This window comes from Corynebacterium sp. KPL2825 (genome assembly GCF_037908445.1).
GTDB lineage: Bacteria > Actinomycetota > Actinomycetes > Mycobacteriales > Mycobacteriaceae > Corynebacterium > Corynebacterium kefirresidentii.
In genome coordinates this window covers 1-18,099 of the sequence record NZ_JBBMGI010000006.1, presented here as the reverse complement: position 1 = coordinate 18,099, position 18,099 = coordinate 1, and the positions used below count along the sequence as shown (strand labels likewise).

The 18,099-nt window shown below is 60.6% G+C and carries 15 protein-coding genes; 7 read left to right on the top strand and 8 right to left on the bottom strand.

Annotated elements, in window-relative coordinates:
- Nucleotides 1–21 precede the first annotated feature (21 nt).
- Together WMQ00_RS05965 and cls are read left to right on the top strand one after the other, a co-directional pair.
- Nucleotides 22–831, top strand: coding sequence for an exodeoxyribonuclease III (locus WMQ00_RS05965; protein ID WP_308766997.1), 810 nt, complete (start codon nucleotides 22–24; stop codon nucleotides 829–831).
- Nucleotides 832–2,295 (top strand): cardiolipin synthase, encoded by a 1,464-nt coding sequence (gene cls / locus WMQ00_RS05960; protein WP_200288608.1) that lies wholly within the window; start codon nucleotides 832–834, stop codon nucleotides 2,293–2,295. It abuts the gene before it with no gap.
- 131 nt (nucleotides 2,296–2,426) lie between these two features.
- On the opposite strand, the gene WMQ00_RS05955 is transcribed toward cls, so the two are convergent.
- From WMQ00_RS05955 to WMQ00_RS05945, 3 genes are read right to left on the bottom strand one after another with little or no spacing between them, the layout of a single operon-like run.
- On the bottom strand, nucleotides 2,427–3,206 hold the full coding sequence (locus WMQ00_RS05955; protein WP_023019972.1) for an ABC transporter permease subunit: 780 nt from the start codon (nucleotides 3,204–3,206) through the stop codon (nucleotides 2,427–2,429).
- Nucleotides 3,207–3,212: 6 nt separating this feature from the next.
- On the bottom strand, nucleotides 3,213–4,196 hold the full coding sequence (locus tag WMQ00_RS05950; RefSeq protein ID WP_023019973.1) for an ABC transporter ATP-binding protein: 984 nt from the start codon (nucleotides 4,194–4,196) through the stop codon (nucleotides 3,213–3,215).
- Between the two features lie 29 nt (nucleotides 4,197–4,225).
- A complete protein-coding gene (locus WMQ00_RS05945) occupies nucleotides 4,226–4,720 on the bottom strand; it encodes an NUDIX domain-containing protein (RefSeq protein WP_023019974.1) in 495 nt (164 codons plus the stop codon).
- A gap of 70 nt (nucleotides 4,721–4,790) precedes the next feature.
- On the opposite strand from WMQ00_RS05945, the gene WMQ00_RS05940 reads away from it, so the two are divergent.
- From WMQ00_RS05940 to WMQ00_RS05930, 3 genes are read left to right on the top strand one after another with little or no spacing between them, the layout of a single operon-like run.
- Nucleotides 4,791–6,236 (top strand): hypothetical protein, encoded by a 1,446-nt coding sequence (locus WMQ00_RS05940; protein ID WP_023019975.1) that lies wholly within the window; start codon nucleotides 4,791–4,793, stop codon nucleotides 6,234–6,236.
- Entirely contained in the window at nucleotides 6,236–7,249 is a 1,014-nt protein-coding gene (locus tag WMQ00_RS05935; protein WP_023019976.1) for a glutamate ABC transporter substrate-binding protein, read from the top strand. The genes WMQ00_RS05940 and WMQ00_RS05935 overlap by 1 nt, the downstream gene beginning before the upstream one ends.
- Complete coding sequence (locus tag WMQ00_RS05930; protein WP_317001478.1) at nucleotides 7,246–9,819, top strand: serine/threonine protein kinase; 2,574 nt, start codon at nucleotides 7,246–7,248, stop codon at nucleotides 9,817–9,819. The genes WMQ00_RS05935 and WMQ00_RS05930 overlap by 4 nt, the downstream gene beginning before the upstream one ends.
- A 131-nt stretch (nucleotides 9,820–9,950) precedes the next feature.
- On the opposite strand, the gene WMQ00_RS05925 is transcribed toward WMQ00_RS05930, so the two are convergent.
- Nucleotides 9,951–11,174: an acetate kinase gene (locus WMQ00_RS05925; protein WP_005325574.1), complete on the bottom strand. Its 1,224-nt coding sequence runs from the start codon at nucleotides 11,172–11,174 to the stop codon at nucleotides 9,951–9,953.
- Nucleotides 11,175–12,536: a phosphate acetyltransferase gene (pta, locus tag WMQ00_RS05920; RefSeq protein ID WP_340440772.1), complete on the bottom strand. Its 1,362-nt coding sequence runs from the start codon at nucleotides 12,534–12,536 to the stop codon at nucleotides 11,175–11,177. It abuts the gene before it with no gap.
- Nucleotides 12,537–12,764: 228 nt separating this feature from the next.
- Between pta and WMQ00_RS05915 the strand changes: the two genes are divergently transcribed.
- Complete coding sequence (locus WMQ00_RS05915) at nucleotides 12,765–14,126, top strand: FAD-dependent oxidoreductase (protein WP_239208110.1); 1,362 nt, start codon at nucleotides 12,765–12,767, stop codon at nucleotides 14,124–14,126.
- A 3-nt stretch (nucleotides 14,127–14,129) separates the two neighbouring features.
- The gene (locus WMQ00_RS05910; RefSeq protein ID WP_308767000.1) at nucleotides 14,130–14,612 is read left to right on the top strand and encodes a GNAT family N-acetyltransferase; all 483 of its coding nucleotides are present in this window, start codon (nucleotides 14,130–14,132) and stop codon (nucleotides 14,610–14,612) included.
- On the opposite strand, the gene purT is transcribed toward WMQ00_RS05910, so the two are convergent.
- From purT to WMQ00_RS05895, 3 genes are all read right to left on the bottom strand, one after another.
- Nucleotides 14,609–15,961, bottom strand: a complete 1,353-nt coding sequence (gene purT, locus WMQ00_RS05905) for a formate-dependent phosphoribosylglycinamide formyltransferase (RefSeq protein ID WP_340440771.1) — start codon at nucleotides 15,959–15,961, stop codon at nucleotides 14,609–14,611. The two genes, WMQ00_RS05910 and purT, sit on opposite strands and share 4 nt — an antisense overlap.
- A gap of 150 nt (nucleotides 15,962–16,111) precedes the next feature.
- On the bottom strand, nucleotides 16,112–16,969 hold the full coding sequence (locus tag WMQ00_RS05900) for a class F sortase (RefSeq protein ID WP_301733009.1): 858 nt from the start codon (nucleotides 16,967–16,969) through the stop codon (nucleotides 16,112–16,114).
- Nucleotides 16,970–17,124: 155 nt separating this feature from the next.
- Nucleotides 17,125–18,099 (bottom strand): VaFE repeat-containing surface-anchored protein (locus WMQ00_RS05895; protein ID WP_340440770.1); only part of this gene is annotated, 975 nt, incomplete at its 5' end.

Below are 18,099 nucleotides of genomic sequence, written 5' to 3'. Positions count from 1 at the left end.
CGGGCAGGTACTGTATGTGGCATGCGCATCGCCACGTGGAATATTAACTCCGTTCGTACCCGCACACAGCGGGCGCTGGACCTTATCTCCAAGCACGATATCGACGTTTTGTGCCTGCAGGAAACTAAGGTAAAAGACGATAAGTTTCCACGCGAGTCCTTCGAGGAAGCGGGTCTGCACGTCACGTGCCACGGGCTCAACCAGTGGAACGGCGTGGCCATCGTGTCCACAGACGCGCCCGAGGAGGTCTTTGTAGGTTTCCCGGGACAACCCGGCTTTGCCAAAGATCCAGATAAGCCACAAGACCGTGAGGCACGAGCGCTAGGGGCCCGCATCCGTGGCGTAGAAATGTGGTCCCTCTACGTGCCCAACGGCCGCGAGATCACGGACCGCCACTATGACTACAAGCTGGACTTTCTCTATCACCTGGCGCACTATGCGGAAAATAATGCGCAGTCTAAGCTTCTCTTGACCGGTGATTTCAATATTGCTCCGCGCGATGAAGACGTATGGGACATCGAAGCCTTCCGCGGCAAGACGCATGTCACCGAGCCAGAGCGCGCCGCATTCCAGATGCTGGAAGAGTCCGGGCTCGAGGAGGTCACCCGCCGGTTCACGGAGGACCAACGCTATACCTACTTCGATTACAAGGGCATGCGCTTCCAAAAGAACGAAGGCATGCGCATCGATTTCCAGTTGGCTTCCGCCCCACTTGCCCAACACGTAACCGGCGCACAGGTAGACCTGGTTGAGCGCGCCGGCGATAAAACTTCCGATCACTGCCCGCTTCTCGCAGATTTCGATCTGCCCGATTTCGATTCCGTGCGATAAATGTCTTGGTCGCTTGATCTCAGCTTCTGGCAGCTTTTATTCCTAATCCTGGATTACGGCATCAAGATTATTGCCGTCGGCTTCGTGCCCGAAGGCCGCCGCCCGTCCAGCTCCACCGCGTGGCTGCTGGCAATTCTGGTGCTGCCGTTTATTGGGCTGCCGCTGTTTTTGCTCATGGGCTCGCCGTATATCAACCGGCGCCGCCACCGCATCCAGCAAGAGGCCAATGAGAAGATTGAAAACGTCACGGCCCGCACCCCGGACCACCCGCAGGGTATCCTTTCGGCGGAAACAGAGTCGGTCATCCGGCTCAACCGCGAGCTGACCGGTTTCCCAGCGTTGGTGGGCCACAACCTGGGTCTGCACGCGGATTATGACGAGTCCATTCGCGCCATCGCCGCCGCCATTGACCGCGCCGAGAAGTACGTGTCCATCGAGATCTACATCCAGTCTTGGGACGAGGTCACGGACGTCTTCTTCGAGTCCCTGCGCAGGGCTACCGCCCGCGGCGTGAAGGTGCGGCTGCTGCTGGATCAGATCGGCAGTTTTAAGTACAAGGGCTATTTCAAGCTGGGCAAGCAGCTGACAGAGATAGGCGTGGACTGGCATCTCATGCTGCCTATCCAGATTCACAAGGGCCGTTTCCGGCGTCCGGACCTGCGCAACCACCGCAAGCTGGTGATCATCGATGGCAAGGTCGGCTTTATCGGCTCGCTAAATATGATTAAGCGCCAGTACAAAACCAAGGACCGCTACTGGATCGACTACATGGTGGAGCTGTCTGGGCCAATTGTGACTTCTATGTCCGCGGTCTTCGCCGTGGATTGGTACCTGGAGGCAGACGAGAATCTTCCGCTCGATGAGCTGCCTTATGACGACGCCCAGACTGCCGACGCCAATCACCTCCAAATAATCCCCTCCGGCCCTGGTTATACCACTGAGCCAAACCTGCGCATGTTCAACTCCCTGGTTCACCACGCCAAGGACCGGCTAGTTTTGTGCTCGCCCTACTTTGTCCCGGATGAGTCCCTGCTAGAGGCCGTGACCACCGCTTGCTACCGCGGCGTGGATGTGGAGCTTTATGTATCGGCAAAGGCGGACCAATTTATGGTCAACCATGCCCAGTCCTCCTACTACCAGGCCCTGCTAGAGGCCGGCGTACACATCTACCAATTCCCCTACCCCTTTGTGCTTCACTCCAAGTTCATTATCACCGACCCGGACGATCCCGGCCACGATCCGCTGTGTATGTTCGGCTCCTCCAATATGGACCCGCGTTCCTTTGGCCTTAACTATGAGTCCACCATGCTGGTGGCCAAGGGAGACCTCATTGATCAGTTCAACCAGCTCGTAGCCAATTACCGCGCCGTGTGCCACGAGCTAACTTTGGAGGAATGGAATGAGCGCGGCTTTATCCGCCGCTACGTGGATAATGTCATGCGCCTTACCTCCGCGCTGCAGTAAAGCGCACCCGGACCATCACGACTGCAGCGAAAACGGTCCGGAAACAAGACACCGCCCCGGTGAGCAGCGAATGAGCTGCCGGCCGAGGCGGTGAAGCGCCTAAGCAATGGGGGCTTAAGCGTTGGAGGTGTTTAGGCGTCGCGCTTTTGCAGGACGATGACGCCGAGGACCCACAAAAGGAGAGCCCAGGCAATAAATACCAGGCAAAATACCCAGTTATCTTTCCAGGGAGCATCAACCGGATCTATCTCCCACAGCCAAGACTGGAAAGACTTGAACGGCATAAAGTTGACCAGCTTGCTACCAAACTTGGGAAGGGCAGCCACAAGATTATCCACGCCGAGGAAGAGGATGAGACCAATGGCCACGGAACCAGCCGTCGAGCGCAATAACAGTCCGAGACCTTGGGAGAAAAGGACGAGCAGCGCGGCGGCTAGAGGATACTTCCACAGCTGCTTCTGCCCCATCTCATCGTCCCAAGGCTGGAATTGCGCGGCTACCTCATCGTGAGCAAAAAACTCGGTGAGTAGGTAGGCACCCACCACGGCCACAAAGGTCAATGCTGCGGCGATAACCGCGTACATGAGCAACTTGACCACAGCGACCGACCAGCGGCGTGGGGTGGCCATGAAAGTGATGGTCTGCGTACCAAAGCGGTACTCAGTGGTGACAATCATGATGGCTTGGATCATGAGTACAGGCAGGCCAAGGGAAAAAAGGAAAGTCACTGCGCCATCTGGGGTAATAATCCCCATGCCCAACTCTACATCCTCGGGGGTTTCCGCCGGTTGGGTAAGGCGAGCATTCAAGATGGCCCAACCCCAGACAAAGAAGAGGAAGATGAAGGTAGTCCACCAGAAGGAGCGGGTGGTGTGCAGCTTGGTCCATTCGGACTTCAAGGTATTCAGCATGGCGACTTAAACCTCCTGCTGGGTGGGTCGAGCGAACGGAGTGGCGGCGCCAGCGGTTCCGGGGGTGGGGGCGCCGGTGGAGCCGTGGTACTGGACGGCGTCGCCAGTAAGCTCCATGAAAGCATCCTCTAGGGAGGCGCTCTTGAGGCTTAGCTCATTAAGCGGCACACCGGTGGAGTACGCCAGCTGGCCCACGAAATCCGTGGTCTGGTTGGCAATCACCAAGCGGGGGCGGCCTTCCTCGTCGGTGGACTCGGTAAAGGAGATTCCCTCGGCGCGCAGAGCAGAGCCAAAGGCATCGAGGTGATCGGAGCGCACCAGCACGGAGGACTCCGAGTGGTCCTTCACAAAGTCATAGGTGGGCTGGTCCGCTACCAAGCGGCCCTTACCAATGACCACGAGGTGATCTGCGGTTTGGGACATCTCCGACAGCAGGTGGGAAGAAATCAAAATGGTGCGGCCCTCTTTGGCTAGGGCACGTACCAGCTGGCGGACCCAGCGAATGCCCTCCGGGTCAAGGCCGTTGACCGGCTCGTCCAAAATGAGGATGCCCGGGTCACCGAGCAGTGCGCCGGCGAGGCCCAAGCGCTGGCCCATGCCGAGGGAGAAGCCGCCGACTTTCTTACCGGCGACGTCGGAAAGCCCTACCAGCCCCAAGACCTCGTCAACGCGGGAAGTAGAAATGCCATTGGACTGTGCGATCCATTTCAGGTGATTAGCGGCGCTGCGGTTGCGGTGCACTGCCTTGGCATCGAGCAAGGCACCCACCTCACGCAGGGGCTGCTTGAGCTCGTGGTAGTGCTTGCCGTTAATGCGCGCCTTGCCGGCCGTAGGAGCATCCAAGCCGAGGATCATGCGCATGGTGGTGGATTTGCCCGCGCCATTGGGGCCTAGGAACCCGGTGACCATGCCGGGTTTTACCTGAAAGGTGAGATCATCAACGGCGCGGACAGACTTATATTGTTTAGTCAGTCCTTCTACTTCGATCATGGCACTAGAGTGCCATAAATCTGGCAACTTTACCTGTTCAATGCCTCCATACTCTCCCGCAGGGTGGGAAAGGAGCGGCGAAAGGCAGCCAATAATGGGAGGGTCTCCACCTCGTCGAAAGGCACCCAGCGCAGCTCATAGGACTCTTCATTAGCTGTAGTAGGAAGCGGAACACCGGTGCGCGTGCGCGCGAGCACGGTGGTATAGGTCCACTCCCCCGGTAGATCCCCCGCTGCGGGATAAGGCCCGGCCGTGACTTGCGCATCGAGTACCTCTACATCGTGGGGCGCAATCGCGCATTCTTCCTGAGTTTCGCGCAACGCGGCCTGGGTCGGCGTCTCCGTAAAATCACGGGCGCCACCCGGAATCCCCCATGTATCGCCGTGATTGGTCCACGCGGCACGGTGTTGGAGAAGCACCTTGCGCCCGGCAACAAGAAAGAGGCCAGCGGCACCGAATTTTCCCCAGACCCGAATGCCGCCAGGACCTGCCGCCCAGCCGTCTCCACTGTGAGGATTATGCATGCTGCCTATCCTAGCCACACACGCGGGTATATGGTGGCGCCCAGCACACTGCGGACGCTATTCTGAGTTAATGACCGAGCAGGCAGTCCGGGCAGAAAGCGTGCACAACGAGCACGCTCACCCGAGCGATCACTGGCTCGATGAGGTCACCGCGCCCACCGGCCCGGCCTTCAGCGGGCTCAGCAGCCGCGCCATGCAATGGTTCGCAGGCCCGGCGCGCCTGATGCGCCGCTTTTACTACTTTGCCTCCACCACCCCGGGCAAGCTTTTTACGGTCACGCTCATCCTCACCGTGGCCCTGGGCGCTGCCGGCTTATCGATGTCCCAATCTTCCGCCGCCCGCCACTCCGATTTGGACGAGCTGCTAAGCACTACCGAACCGATGTCGAATGCGGCGCACCACCTTTATAGTTCGCTTTCGGTGGCCGATACCGTGGCCACCACCGGCTTCGTACAGGCCGGTGTGGAATCAGAGCAAAATCGCGATAGCTATAACGAAGCTATTGATGCCGCTTCGGTGGCAGCCACCGAATCCGTGCTGGGTACCACACAGGAAGATGGCCGTGTGCGCGAGCTGGTGACCTTTATCCAGCGCGAGCTGCCCGTCTATACCGCGATGGTGGAAAAGGCCCGTTCTAATCACCGGGCGGGCAATGCGGTAGCTAACTCCTATATGTCCAATGCCTCTGCACTAATGCGCGAGCATATCCTGCCGGCCGCCTCCGAGCTTTTCCAACTGACCACCGCCAAGGTAAACCAGCAGCAGCAAAAGCTCACTTCGCCGCAGTGGGTGCCGCTCTCCGGCCTCTTTGCCGCGCTCTTTTTCCTCGTTGTGGCCCAGTGGTGGCTGTGGCGCCAGACCCGCCGGCGTTTTAATCGTGGCTTTTTGACGGCCAGCGTGCTGCTCTTCCTAGCCATTTCTTGGGTAGCACTATCCAACCTCGCTACCTGGTCCACCGGCCACCAGGGCTTTGAGACAGCCTCGCGCCCATGGGATTCGCTGACGGCCTCGCGTATTGAGGCGCAGCAGGCGCGCACCTCTGAAACCCTGGCGCTGGTGCTGCGTTCCTCCGAGGAGGATACGATGGTGCGCTTTTCCAGCTCGATTAACTCCATCGAAATGGCCTTGCAGGATTATGAGGATGCCCTCAATGATGAGGACGTGGAGGTCACCGACCCCGAACTCATCCACAGCGCCCGGGCGGCCGCCGAGCAGTGGCGTGGCACCCACGATAAGCTCATGGGCGCGCTGAAAGACGGCGACTATGATGAAGCCATCTACCAGGCCACGGCCACCGAGCCCAAGGACGGTGAGATGACCACGGCGCGTTCCTATGACGAGCTCGACGCGGAGCTCTCCGATCTCATTAGTCAGGCGCGCGTCGCTATGCGCAGCTACCTGGAACGCGGCCTGACCGCCATGACCGCGGTGTCCTCGGCCGTATTCTTGCTGACCTTATGCGCCATTATCGCCGTGTGGCTGGGCATCCGTCCCCGATTGCAGGAGTACCTCTAATGCGCCGCCCACGCCTCGTCCTCGCTTCGCTTGCCTGCGTCTGCGCCGCGCTGCCTCTGGCTTCCTGCGATGTCCGCTCTACCCCGCCACTGGAGGCGCCCGCCGAGCAGGCCCTTGACGCAAAGCCGGGCCCGCCGCTGCCAGATGGGGCAAAGATTGAAAAGGCAGGAACCACCCCCGCGCACCGCGCCTCTGGTGAAGACATTAAAGGCAGCTACCGCCCAGATGACAAGAAAGCGAAAGAACGGGTGCCGGACATCGTCAAGCGCGGCCGGCTCATCGTGGGTGTGGACCGTTCCAATAACTTGCTGAGTTACCGCGACGCCGCCTCGGGTGAAGTACGCGGCTTCGAGGTAGATATCGCCCGCGAGGTTGCCCGCGATATTTTTGGTGATCCCAATAAGGTGGACTTCCGCTTCGTGGAATCCTCCAACCGAGTCGATGCCCTTAATTCCGGCGCGGTGGACATGATTGTGCGCACGATGACTATTAGCCCGGAGCGAGAGCGGGAGGTGGCCTTTTCCATCCCCTATATGCGTACCCAAACCCGCATGCTGGTGCTCAGCAAATCTGGCATCAAATCCATCAAGGACACCGCTGGGAAGACGCTGTGCGGTGTGGGCGAATCCACCGCACTCGATACCATCCGCGAGCACGCCCCGAAAGCCGATATCTTGGTCACCCGTTCCTGGGGCGATTGCCTCATGGCACTGCAGCTCAACCAGGCCGATGGCATCGTCGTCGATGATGCCCTGCTCTCCGGCATGGCCGCCCAGGATTCCTATACCTCCATCGTGGGCGAACCGCTGGAAACCGAAAACTACGGCGTGGCCGTGCGCCTGCCCAGCAAGCAGCATGACACCCGCCCACTGCTGCGCCAAATAAATTCCACGCTAGAGCGCATACGCCGCGATGGCACGTGGTCTTCCCTTTTTGAGGAGTGGCTCGGTGCCTACTTAGAAGAGCCCACGCTGCCGGCCGGAAAGTATATCGAGGAGGAGGCTAAACCATGAGCCATAACCCGAACTTTAGCGATGATGAGCTCGAATACATCGAGCCGGAAAACCTTGATACCCAGCGTGCCTTCCGCCAGCCCACCAATGCCACCAATTCCGCGCAGGAGCCGGATGCGCTAGGCGATGCCCCCTCGGACGACGGCCCCGCCACCGCAGCCGTAGCTTTTGACCCGTTTGCGGACGAAGACGAGGAAGCAACCGCGGCGGTGGCCTTTGATCCCTTCGCAGACGAGGATGAAGCAGACGGTGATACCGGCACCTCCGCGGTAGCCTTCGATCCCTTCGCAGACGATGACGAGGATGGCGATGGTTCCATCGACCCGGACCATATCTCTAGCCTCTTGGCGGACCTAGACAATATCCGGGCTAAGCGCGAACAGCAGCGCGCCCAGCAGGCCCAGGAGGACTCCTCGCAGCGCTCGCGCCGCCGCGCACTCGATACCTTCCGCGAGCGCCGTGGCACCCACCGCACCGAGCGCCGCGTGGCCGATGGCATGGTGCGGCTGCCGTTTATCACCCCCTCCGAGCCGACCGACGCCCTGATCGACCCACACGAGGCATCCTCCGGTAAAAAGATCCCGCCACCGCAGTTACAGCCTGGTGACATGGTGGCCGGCCAATATGAAATCTTGGGCGTCATCGCCCATGGCGGCATGGGCTGGATTTACCTGGCCAATGACCACTTTGTTTCTGGAAGAGTGGTGGTCCTCAAAGGTATGCAGGCCCAAAAATCGGCCGATGAAACCGCCGCTGCGGTGGCAGAACGCGAGTTCCTCGCGGATATTACCCACCCGGGCATCGTCAAGATTTTCAACTTCATCGATGACCCCCGGGTACCCGGCGGCTTTATTGTCATGGAGTACGTCGGCGGGCCGTCGCTTAAAAACAGGCGGAAAAAGCAGACGGACAAACTACTGCCGGTCGATATCGCAATCGCTTATATCCTGGAAGTCCTGCCCGCGCTGGAGTACCTGCATTCGCGCGGGGTGGTCTATAACGACTTAAAGCCCGATAACATCATCGTCACCGAGGACCAGGTTAAACTCATTGACCTGGGCGCGGTCTCCGGCATCGGCGCCTTTGGCTATATCTACGGCACCAAGGGCTATCAGGCCCCGGAAGTCGCCACCGAGGGGCCTTCCATCGCCAGCGATATCTACACCATCGGCCGTACCTTAGCCTCGCTGTGCCTCAAGCTTCCTACCGAAGACGGCGTTTATCTGCCAGGTATCCCCACCCCCACCGAGGAGCCGGAACTGCGCCGTTTCTTGTCCTTATACCGTCTGCTACAGCGCGCCACGGACCCGGATCCGGAGCGCCGCTTTACCTCCATCAAGGAGCTGCGCACCCAGCTCTACGGCGTGCTGCGCGAGGTCATTGCCATCCGCGACGGCCTGCAATATCCTTCCCAGCACTCGCTCTTTTCGCCGCAACGTACCACCTTTGGCACCAAGCACTTGGTCTTTCGCACCGACCAGCTTATTGACGGCATCGATCGCACCGTCCAGATCACCGCCCCCGAGGTAGTCTCCGCCCTGCCCACCCCGCTGCTAGACCGCGACGATGTGGGCGCCGGCCTGCTGCAGGGTGCTTCCTACGCGGAGCCACAAGAAGCCCTCGAAACCCTCCGCCAGGCCATGCAGACCCCCGAGTACGAGCACTCGGCCGAAATTCCACTCGGCGTGGTGCGCTCCATGATCGACCTGGGCTATACCGGCCAGGCGCGGCAGTGGCTCAGCTCCATCGAAGACCGCCTCGGCCGGGACTGGCGCTTCCAGTGGTATGCCGGCATCACGGAACTGCTCCTCGATGACTACCGCGACGCCCAGAAATACTTCTCCGCCGTCCTCGATCTCCTTCCGGGCGAGGCGGCACCCAAACTCGCCATCGCCGCCATCAACGAGCTCATCCTGCAGCAACTGGACTACAGCGAAATCTCGCTCATTGATCCCAGGGTGGCCCGGGCCTGTTCCAATATGCATTCCACCTTGGCCGATCTCCCCAACTCCGCCTTTGAGGGCCAGCCAGAAATCTGGAACCACGTCACTCAAGACCCCGCTGCCCTGCGGTTTAACTCCATGCGCCTCTACGGCATCGTGTGGTCCACCAACCCCACGACCGTGTCCTCCTCTTTTGGCCTCGCCCGCCAGCTGCGCTCCGAGGGAGAGGTGGAGGTCGCCGTCACCGTACTAGACAAGGTTCCTAATGCCTCGCGTCACTACCGCATGGCCCGCTTGACGACGATCCTTCAGCTCATCGTCCACGATCTCTCCGAATCCCGCATCCGCCGCGCTGCCCGACGCCTCGAAGAGGTCCCCACCAACGAGCCGCGCTTCCTCCAGATTAAGATCGCCGTCATCTCCGCCGGCCTAAACTTCCTGCGCAACGCGGATCTTTCCCATGCCGCCTCCCCCAACGATCTTTTCGAATACGCCTTCACCCAACGCGGTCTGCGCACCGGCCTGTCCGAGACCCTCCGCGCTCTCGCCCGCCAGGCACCGTTTAGCCGCCACCGCTACGCCCTCGTGGACCTTGCCAACCAGGTCCGTCCCGTGACCACCTTCTAGCTTGCGTTCTTGCATCTGCTCGCATCTGCTCGCACAGCGCAGAAAACAAAAGAAGGGGGCGTGCGGTCTTCTTTACCGCACGCCCCCTTGTTCACTGCTCGGCCGTTTTCACTGGCCGGGGAGGAACCTTCTTATTTGTAGAGCCCAGCCTCGCGCGCCATAGCGGCGATTTCGGCAGACTTCTGGGCGATAGCCAGCTCCTCATTGGTCGGAACGACAAAGACCTTAACCGGGGAGTCCTCAGTGGAAATCATGCGCGGCTGGTCGGAGCGGACCAGGTTGCGCTCCTTATCAAAGTGGATGCCGTACATATCCAGGTTGTACAGGGAATCCTGGCGCACCTCGGTATCGTTTTCACCCACACCAGCGGTGAAGGTGATTGCGTCAACGCGGCCCAAGGCAATCATGTAGGAACCGATGAAGCGGCGCAGCTGGTGGATGTAGATATTGTAGGCCAGCCACGCGTCCTGGTCCTCGTTGTCGATGCGCTCGCGCAGCGTACGGAAGTCATTGACACCGGAGATGCCCTTGACACCGGACTGCTTATTGAGCAGGTTGTCAATCTCATCTACGCTCATGCCCGCTTGGCGGACAAGGTGGAAAATGATGCCTGGGTCAATATCGCCAGAACGGGTACCCATGGCCAAACCAGCCAGCGGGGTCAAGCCCATCGAGGTATCAATGGCGCGGCCATTGCGGATGGCCGCAGCGGAAGCGCCGTTGCCCAGGTGAAGGGTGATCTGGTGGGTATGCATCGGGTCGCGACCCAGCAGGCCTGGCACCTGCTGAGAGACGAACTCGTGGGAGGTGCCGTGGAAGCCGTAGCGGCGAATATCGTACTTGGATGCCACCTCATTATTGATGGCATACAGCGCGGCTGCCGGCGGCAGGGTGTTGAAGAAGGCGGTATCGAAGACGGCAACGTGCGGGATATCCGGCAGCATCTTGCGAGCCACGCGGATGCCGTCCAAGTTAGCCGGGTTGTGCAGTGGAGCCAGCGGGATGAGGTCCTCAATCATGGACTCGATCTGGTCCACGATGAGCTGCGGCTCGGAGAAGAGGCGTCCGCCGTGGACGACACGGTGGCCAACGGCGATGACATCCACGTCGGTCGGGCCCACGTTGTGCTCACTCATGATGGCAAAAGCGCGCTCAAGGCCAAAGGAGTGAGTAGGGATTTCCAGCTCTTCCTTGTACTTCTCGCCACCAGTCTTCACGGTGACAGCGCCGAGGGGCTCGCCAACCTGCTCGACCAAACCAGAAACCAACGGGGTATCCGTGGCGCTGGATTCGGGATCGACCAGCTGGAATTTAACGGAGGAAGAACCTGAGTTAAGGACCAGAACGTATGACATTTATTTCTCTCCAGCCTGAATAGCGGTGATTGCAACGGTGTTGATGATGTCCGGAACGGTCGCACCACGCGACAAATCGTTAACCGGCTTGTTCAGACCCTGCAGAATCGGGCCCACGGCGAGCGCGCCGCCGGTGCGCTGTGCCGTCTTGTAGCCAATATTGCCAGCCTCCAAGTCCGGGAAGACGAAAACATTTGCCTGTCCGGCAACCTCAGAATTCGGCATCTTCTTCGCAGCAACGCCTGGATCGCAGGCGGCATCGAACTGCAGCGGACCATCCACCTTGACGGAGGAATCCAGCTTCTTGGCGGCCTCTACGGCGGCCACGGCGCGCTCGACGTCCGGGCCGGAACCGGAAGTACCGGAGGAGTAGGACAGCATGGCCACGCGCGGGTCGATGCCGAACTGGGAAGCGGTCTGTGCGGAGACAATCGCGATCTCACCCAGCTGCTCGGCGGTGGGGTTCGGGTTGACGGCACAGTCACCAAAGGCCCACAGGCGGCCGCGCATGACCATCAGGAAGATGGAGGAGACGACGGAAGCATTCGGCTTAGTCTTGATGATCTGGAAGGAAGGCTTGATGGTGTGGGCGGTGGTGTGAGCAGCGCCGGAGACCATGCCATCGGCCAAGCCCTTGTGGACCATCATGGTGGCGAAGTAGGAGATATCCTGCATCGTCTCGCGCGCCTGCTCGAGGGTAACGCCCTTCTTCTTGCGCAGCTCGGCAAAGTCGGCGGCGAATTCCTCCGCCAGCGGGGACTCGAGGTGATTGATGATTTCGGCACCAGCCAGATCGAGCTTGAGCTCTTCGGCGCGGGCCTTGATATCGGCCTCGTTGCCCAGAATGGTCAGCTTGGCAACCTTATCGCGCAGCAGCACATGAGCGGCTTCGAGGATGCGGTCATCGTCGCCTTCCGGCAAGACGATGTGTGCGCCAGCCGCGCGGGCCTGGTCAATGAGCTGCTTCTGGAAGAGGTCTGCGGACATGACCGGGGTGACGTCGCCAAGCGAGGCAAGTGCGCCCGGAACCGCCTCCAGATCGGTGAAGATGCCAGCGACGGTGGCACCCAAGGATTCCGCATTCTGCTGGGCCAGTTCGCCGGTGCGCTGCGGGGCGCCGGAAATGATGGCCAGAGGCAGGCCGAGGGCGGCAGCTACCTCAGCATCAAAAGTGATATCGCCGGTGCCCTGCGCCACGATGTTCTCGGCAGCAGGCGCCTCAGCGAGTACAGCGGCGACGGTGGCGTCAAAGTCTTCGAGGCGGATGAACTCCGCCCCCAAGTCTTGGGCTAGGGCCGACACGTCGAGGCCATCAAAGCCACGGCCGATAGTGCTGATAACTGCGGAATGGGATGCAGACATGCAAATTACCTTTCATTCACGGTCACTTGAACACAATTAACGCGTGTCATAACTTCATGTCATCCATCACAGTTATTAACACGCGGTGACTCTTCCACTGTACGCGATTTACCCCCTCCTATGCCCTATCGTGACCGCCCTAAACTGGGGTTAGTAATGCTGTGGTTTTTATCGCATAGTGACCGCGTAGAATATGCAGCACAACGAAAGAAAGGACACCCTAAGCACATGACTAACCCAGTGCGCGTCGCCGTGGTCGGCTCCGGCCCGGCAGGCATTTACGCCTCTGACCTTCTAGTGAAATCCGACCTCGATGTGCAGATCGATCTTTTTGAAAAGATGCCAACGCCGTTCGGTTTGATCCGCTACGGCGTGGCACCGGATCACCCGCGTATTAAGGGCATCGTGCAGTCCCTGCACAACGTTATGGAAAAAGAAGAGATCCGCTTCCTGGGCAATATCGAGGTGGGCAAGGACATCACCGTCGAGGAGATGCGCGAGTATTACGACGCTATCATCTTCGCCACCGGCGCCACCGCCGATAAGCGCATGGGCATCCCCGGTGAGGATCTTAAGGGCAATCACGGCGCGGGCGAGTTCGTAGGCTTTTATGACGGCAACCCCAACTTCGAGCGCGACTGGGATCTCTCCGCAGAATCCGTCGCCGTCGTGGGCGTGGGCAATGTCTCCCTCGACGTCTCTCGTATCTTGGCCAAGACCGCCGACGAGCTGCTCGTTACCGAGATCCCGGATAATGTCTACGCAGCGCTGAAGAAAAACCGCGCCAAGGAGGTCCACGTCTTCGGCCGCCGCGGCCCGGCACAGGCCAAGTACACGCCGAAGGAGCTCAAGGAGCTAGACGAGTCCCCGACCATTGAGGTCATTGTCAACCCCGAGGACATCGAATATGACGCCGCCTCCGAGGAGGCACGCCGCGCCGCCAAGTCCACCGACCTGGTATGCCAGACGCTAGAGTCCTACGCTATGCGCGAGCCGGGCGATGCCCCGCACAAGCTCTACATCCACTTCTTTGAGTCCCCGGTAGAGGTGCTGGGCGAGGACGGCCACGTTACCGCCATCAAGACCGAGCGCACTGAGCTCAACGGCGATGGCACCGTAACCGGTACCGGCAAGTACACCGAGTGGCCGGTCCAGGCCGTCTACCGCGCGGTGGGCTACCACCCACAGTCCGTCGACGGTGTGCCCTTCGACGAGACCAAGGCCACCATGCCCAACGACGGCGGCCATGTGCTGGCCAATGTCGACGGCGAAAAGCTGCCTGGCCTCTACACCACCGGCTGGATTAAGCGCGGCCCGGTGGGCCTGATTGGCAATACCAAGTCCGATGCCAAGGACACCACCACCATGCTCATCGCCGATTACAAGGCCGGTGACTTGGAGCCTGCCACCAAGCGCGATCCGCAGGACATCCTGGACTTCCTGGCTTCCCGCGATATCGCCGTGACCACCTGGGAAGGCTGGCACCGCCTGGATGCCGCGGAGCGCGCCGCCGGTGAACCGCACGGCCGCGAGCGCATCAAGATCGTCGAGTGGGACGAGATGGTCAAGCACGCCGGTCCGCAGGCCTAGCCCATGCCGCATTTCATTTCCGCCGCGCCCTTGGGTCAACTGGCAGCCTTGGACGTCCACCAGCTCTACAAGCTGCGGGTGGATGTCTTTGTGCACGAGCAGCGCTGCCCGTATGCCGAGATTGACGCCACCGACGCCGACCCCCAGACCGTGCACGTGCTGGCCTGGGACGCGGACTCCCACGAGCTGCTTGGCACGGCCCGCGTCTTTCCGGCCGCGCCTACTGACGCCGCGCTTGCCGACGCCACCGGCGCACAAATCGGCCGCTTCGCGCTCGCGCCGGCCGCACGCGGCACGGGACTCGGCCGCGAACTTCTCCAGGCGGCCATAGACCTAGGCGAACGCATGCACCCAGGCAAGCCGCTCTACTTGGAGGCGCAGGCCGGCCTCGTGGACTATTACGCCGGCTTTGGCTTTACTCCGGTAGGCGAGCTATTCGACGACGAGGGAGTCCCCCACCAGCCGATGCTGCGCCCCGCTTCCTAGTCGGCGTCGTCCACGCCGGAGGCGAGCTTCGGATCGAGCTCCACGCCGCCTGCGTACTCCACGACCTCAATATCGGGAACATTCTCGGTTTCTGGATCGATGCCGCGGGCGCCGCCTTGCGCCAGCAGACCCGGCGTGGTGGTCACCTCGATCTTGTGTGCCGCTAGAGCCGCACGGTCGCGCGCTTCTTCCACATTTTCTGCAGTAGAAGAGACCAAACCCATGCGGCGGCCCTTGTAGGCCCCCGGCTTGCCAAAGAGTTTCACGTCCGTCTCCGCATAGCTAAGGGCCGCGGCGACGCCGGTATAGGCCACCTCATTCAGCTCCTCGTCCGCGTGGATGACCACGCTGGCACCCGGGGTGACCAGGGTGGCGTCAATGGGGTAGCCCAAAATCGCGCGCGCATGCAGGTCAAACTCGGAAAAGCGCTGCGTGTAGGAGGTAAGCATCGCCGTATCCGCGGGGCGCGGGGACACGGAGGAAAAGTACACGTCATCGCCCGCAACGAAGAGCTCCACGCAGTACACGCCGCGCCCGCCCAGCTCATTAGAGATGCGCGCGGCCACCGAGCGTGCGTTTTCCAGCGCGATCTCGCTCATGCCGGTAGGCTGCCACTCCTCCACGAGGTCACCGCGCTCATGGCGGTGACCGATAGGCTCGCTAAACCACGTGGCCAGCTTGCCCGTGGCCGGATCGATGGAACGGATAGCCAGCAGGGTAACCTCGAGGTCAAAGTCCACAAAGCGCTCGGCCACCACGCGCTGCGAATCCGAGGACACGCGCCGCACGGTCTCCCATGCAGTGCGCACATCCTCCTCATCGCGGGCAATCATATGGCCCTTGCCGGAGGTGGACACATCCGGCTTAATAATGCACGGAAAGCCCAGCTCCCCCACCGCTTCCTCCAGTTCCTCCACGGAGCTAGCAAAGCGATACGCGGAGACCGGCAATCCAATATTCTCGGCCACCTCGCGCACGCACTGGCGATCCTGCGTCATGGCGCAGGCGCGAGCCGAGGGGACCACGATGGCGTCGCTATGCGCCTCCATCTCCTCCAGCGCTTCTACCGCAACGGTTTCTACCTCCGGAACCACAAAATGCGGCCGAATCTCCTTCGCTAGCTGCAGGATGCGCCCGGCGTCCTTGATATCGGCGACGTAGCTATACTGCGCCACTTGGTGTGCCGGCGCGCCCGCATACGAGTCCACCGCGTGGACCTCAAGGCCCAGGTTCTGGAAGGACATGGCCAGCTGCTTGCCCAGCTCGCCTGAGCCCAGCAGCAATACCTTGGTGGCATTGCTGGTCAGCGGCGTGCCAATATGACCGGCGATCTCGCCTGGATTATCCATGAAAATGCTCCTTCTAAGCCGCAGGCAGCGGCGGTTACTGCCTTAAATTATTTCATATTTAGGCCCCAACCCCACTACCCACATGCCAGGTGCCACGGATAAGAAAAGGCGCCCTGTGGGCAATTCCACAGGGCGCCTGAAAGGTATCCGCTAGGCTGCAGGGGCCTCAGCCGGGGCCTCGGCTGGGGCTTCAGCCGGTGCCTCCCCCGCCGGTTGCTCGGCGGGCTGCTCTGGCTCGCCTACCGGCTCTGCCACGGTAATGATGTTGTCCTCATAACCCAGCGCGCCGCCAACGAACTGGCCGCCGCAGGTAATAAGAACCAGGCGGTTCTTACCCTGCTTATCGTTGACCACGTCCGGGAAGCCGGAACCCTTGGGCAAGCGATACGGCGCTTCGGTCACGCGGAAGGTGCGCTCTTGGCCGTCGATGACCACGGTAAATTCCTGGTCTTTCTTCAGCTTCGTGAACTTCTCCGCATAGCCGGTGCCCTGGCCCTGGTAGTTAATGTGCCCGGTAATCACACTCGAGCCCACATTGCCCGGCTCACCTGGCACGGCGGAGGCGGAGTACCAGCCCACGCGGGTGACGTCGTGTGGCGGCAGCAGCACACCCTGGTCCGTGACCTGTACGGGGTCCACGGCCGCGTACTCGCCATCGATGCCCACGGACATGCCTTCAAAGCCCTTGAATTCACCAGGCGCGGCCTCATACTCGTGCTCCTGCTGGCCCGAATCATCCACGAAGGCATCCGACTTCGGCCCGGATTCCTCCGGTGCGCTCTCGCTGGCCACCGTCTCTGGCGCCGAGCCGGCCTCATCCTCATCATCGCGCGCCAGGTACAGCACTACCTGCAGCAATACCAATGCCACGACAACAATTGCCGCAATAATGGCGATCAGCTTGCCACGGCCCATGCCCTGCTTGCCGACGCCCCCTTCTTCCCCACTCGCCGGATACTGCGAAGTTCCATTCTCTTCCGGCTGCTGTGGTTGCGCGTGCTTTCCCATAGCTAGCTTCCTTTACTTCCTCGTTTTGTCTACCTTGTGCAGGTTATATGCAAATCCCCTCCAGCGTGTGCAGTCACACCCTGGAGGGGATTTTTGGTGTTTAAGTCTCAACCCCGGTGGGGCGACCCGCGGGCCGCCTCACCGATGCTTATGGACTACTTGATGTAATCCTGCATACCCGGCTCAAGCTCGGTTGCGCCGGACGGTACGGACTTAATCTCAACGCGCTCGGCGTTGGATGGCAGTGCGTTACCAGTCTCTTCAGGTTCCTGACCTTGGACCTCGACGCCGCGGCCGTGTCCATTGTCAGCGTTGCCGCCCTTAGGGGCATCCTGACCCTTGACCTCATGACCATTGCCACCATCGTGGTTACCGGTGTTGTCACCGTGGCCACCATTGTGGCTGCTGGTGTTGTCACCGTGGCCACCGTTGTGGTTGCCATGATCCTTGTGGTCGAAGTGATCCTTGATGATCTTGCCCAAGCCGATGCCCGGAATCAGGATGAGCCACCACTTATTGTCCTTAGAGGAACCGTTAGAGGATCCACCGTTGGAGGTGTCATCGTCAGGATTGTCCTGATCCTCAACCTCGTGGGAAATCACGGTCTGGTCATCATCGTCGATGTCCTTATGCTCAGCGATGTGGTTCGGCTTCTCCGGAGTAGTACCCGGAGTCTCCTCACCCTTGTCATTGACCTCGGTGGAGGTGAGCTCCTCGAAGGCAACCGCAGCCTGGACAGGCTCCTTCACATCATCGTTCACGGTGATGGTGACAGGGACCATGCCGTGGGACTTCTCCGGGGTGAAGGTCTTTTCACCGGTACCCAGAACAGTCTCGCCGTCCTTCTTGTTAATGAGCTCAGCCTTCAGGGTGTATTCCTTACCCGGAACCAGGCCCTCGTAGGTAACCTCATCGATAATCTTGGCACCAGCAATAACTGCGTGGGAGCCCTTCTCGAAGTCAGCGTTAGTGGTGATCTTCGGGGTCTTCTCAGAGCCCTCGGAGGTCACAGTCTGGTCATCATCATTGATGTCCTTGTGTTCACCAACGTGGTTCGGGTTGTCCTCATCGGTCGGGTTGTCCTCACCGTGCTTATCCACCTGGGTGGAAGTCAGCGTCTCGAAGGCAAC

Bases quoted from the DNA above. Each gene is read 5' to 3' on its own strand.
- WMQ00_RS05965 (WP_308766997.1), top strand. From the start codon at position 22: ATGCGCATCGCCACGTGGAATATTAACTCCGTTCGTACCCGCACACAG.
- cls (WP_200288608.1), top strand. From the start codon at position 832: ATGTCTTGGTCGCTTGATCTCAGCTTCTGGCAGCTTTTATTCCTAATC.
- WMQ00_RS05955 (WP_023019972.1), bottom strand. From the start codon at position 3,206: ATGCTGAATACCTTGAAGTCCGAATGGACCAAGCTGCACACCACCCGC.
- WMQ00_RS05950 (WP_023019973.1), bottom strand. From the start codon at position 4,196: ATGATCGAAGTAGAAGGACTGACTAAACAATATAAGTCTGTCCGCGCC.
- WMQ00_RS05945 (WP_023019974.1), bottom strand. From the start codon at position 4,720: ATGCATAATCCTCACAGTGGAGACGGCTGGGCGGCAGGTCCTGGCGGC.
- WMQ00_RS05940 (WP_023019975.1), top strand. From the start codon at position 4,791: ATGACCGAGCAGGCAGTCCGGGCAGAAAGCGTGCACAACGAGCACGCT.
- WMQ00_RS05935 (WP_023019976.1), top strand. From the start codon at position 6,236: ATGCGCCGCCCACGCCTCGTCCTCGCTTCGCTTGCCTGCGTCTGCGCC.
- WMQ00_RS05930 (WP_317001478.1), top strand. From the start codon at position 7,246: ATGAGCCATAACCCGAACTTTAGCGATGATGAGCTCGAATACATCGAG.
- WMQ00_RS05925 (WP_005325574.1), bottom strand. From the start codon at position 11,174: ATGTCATACGTTCTGGTCCTTAACTCAGGTTCTTCCTCCGTTAAATTC.
- pta (WP_340440772.1), bottom strand. From the start codon at position 12,536: ATGTCTGCATCCCATTCCGCAGTTATCAGCACTATCGGCCGTGGCTTT.
- WMQ00_RS05915 (WP_239208110.1), top strand. From the start codon at position 12,765: ATGACTAACCCAGTGCGCGTCGCCGTGGTCGGCTCCGGCCCGGCAGGC.
- WMQ00_RS05910 (WP_308767000.1), top strand. From the start codon at position 14,130: ATGCCGCATTTCATTTCCGCCGCGCCCTTGGGTCAACTGGCAGCCTTG.
- purT (WP_340440771.1), bottom strand. From the start codon at position 15,961: ATGGATAATCCAGGCGAGATCGCCGGTCATATTGGCACGCCGCTGACC.
- WMQ00_RS05900 (WP_301733009.1), bottom strand. From the start codon at position 16,969: ATGGGAAAGCACGCGCAACCACAGCAGCCGGAAGAGAATGGAACTTCG.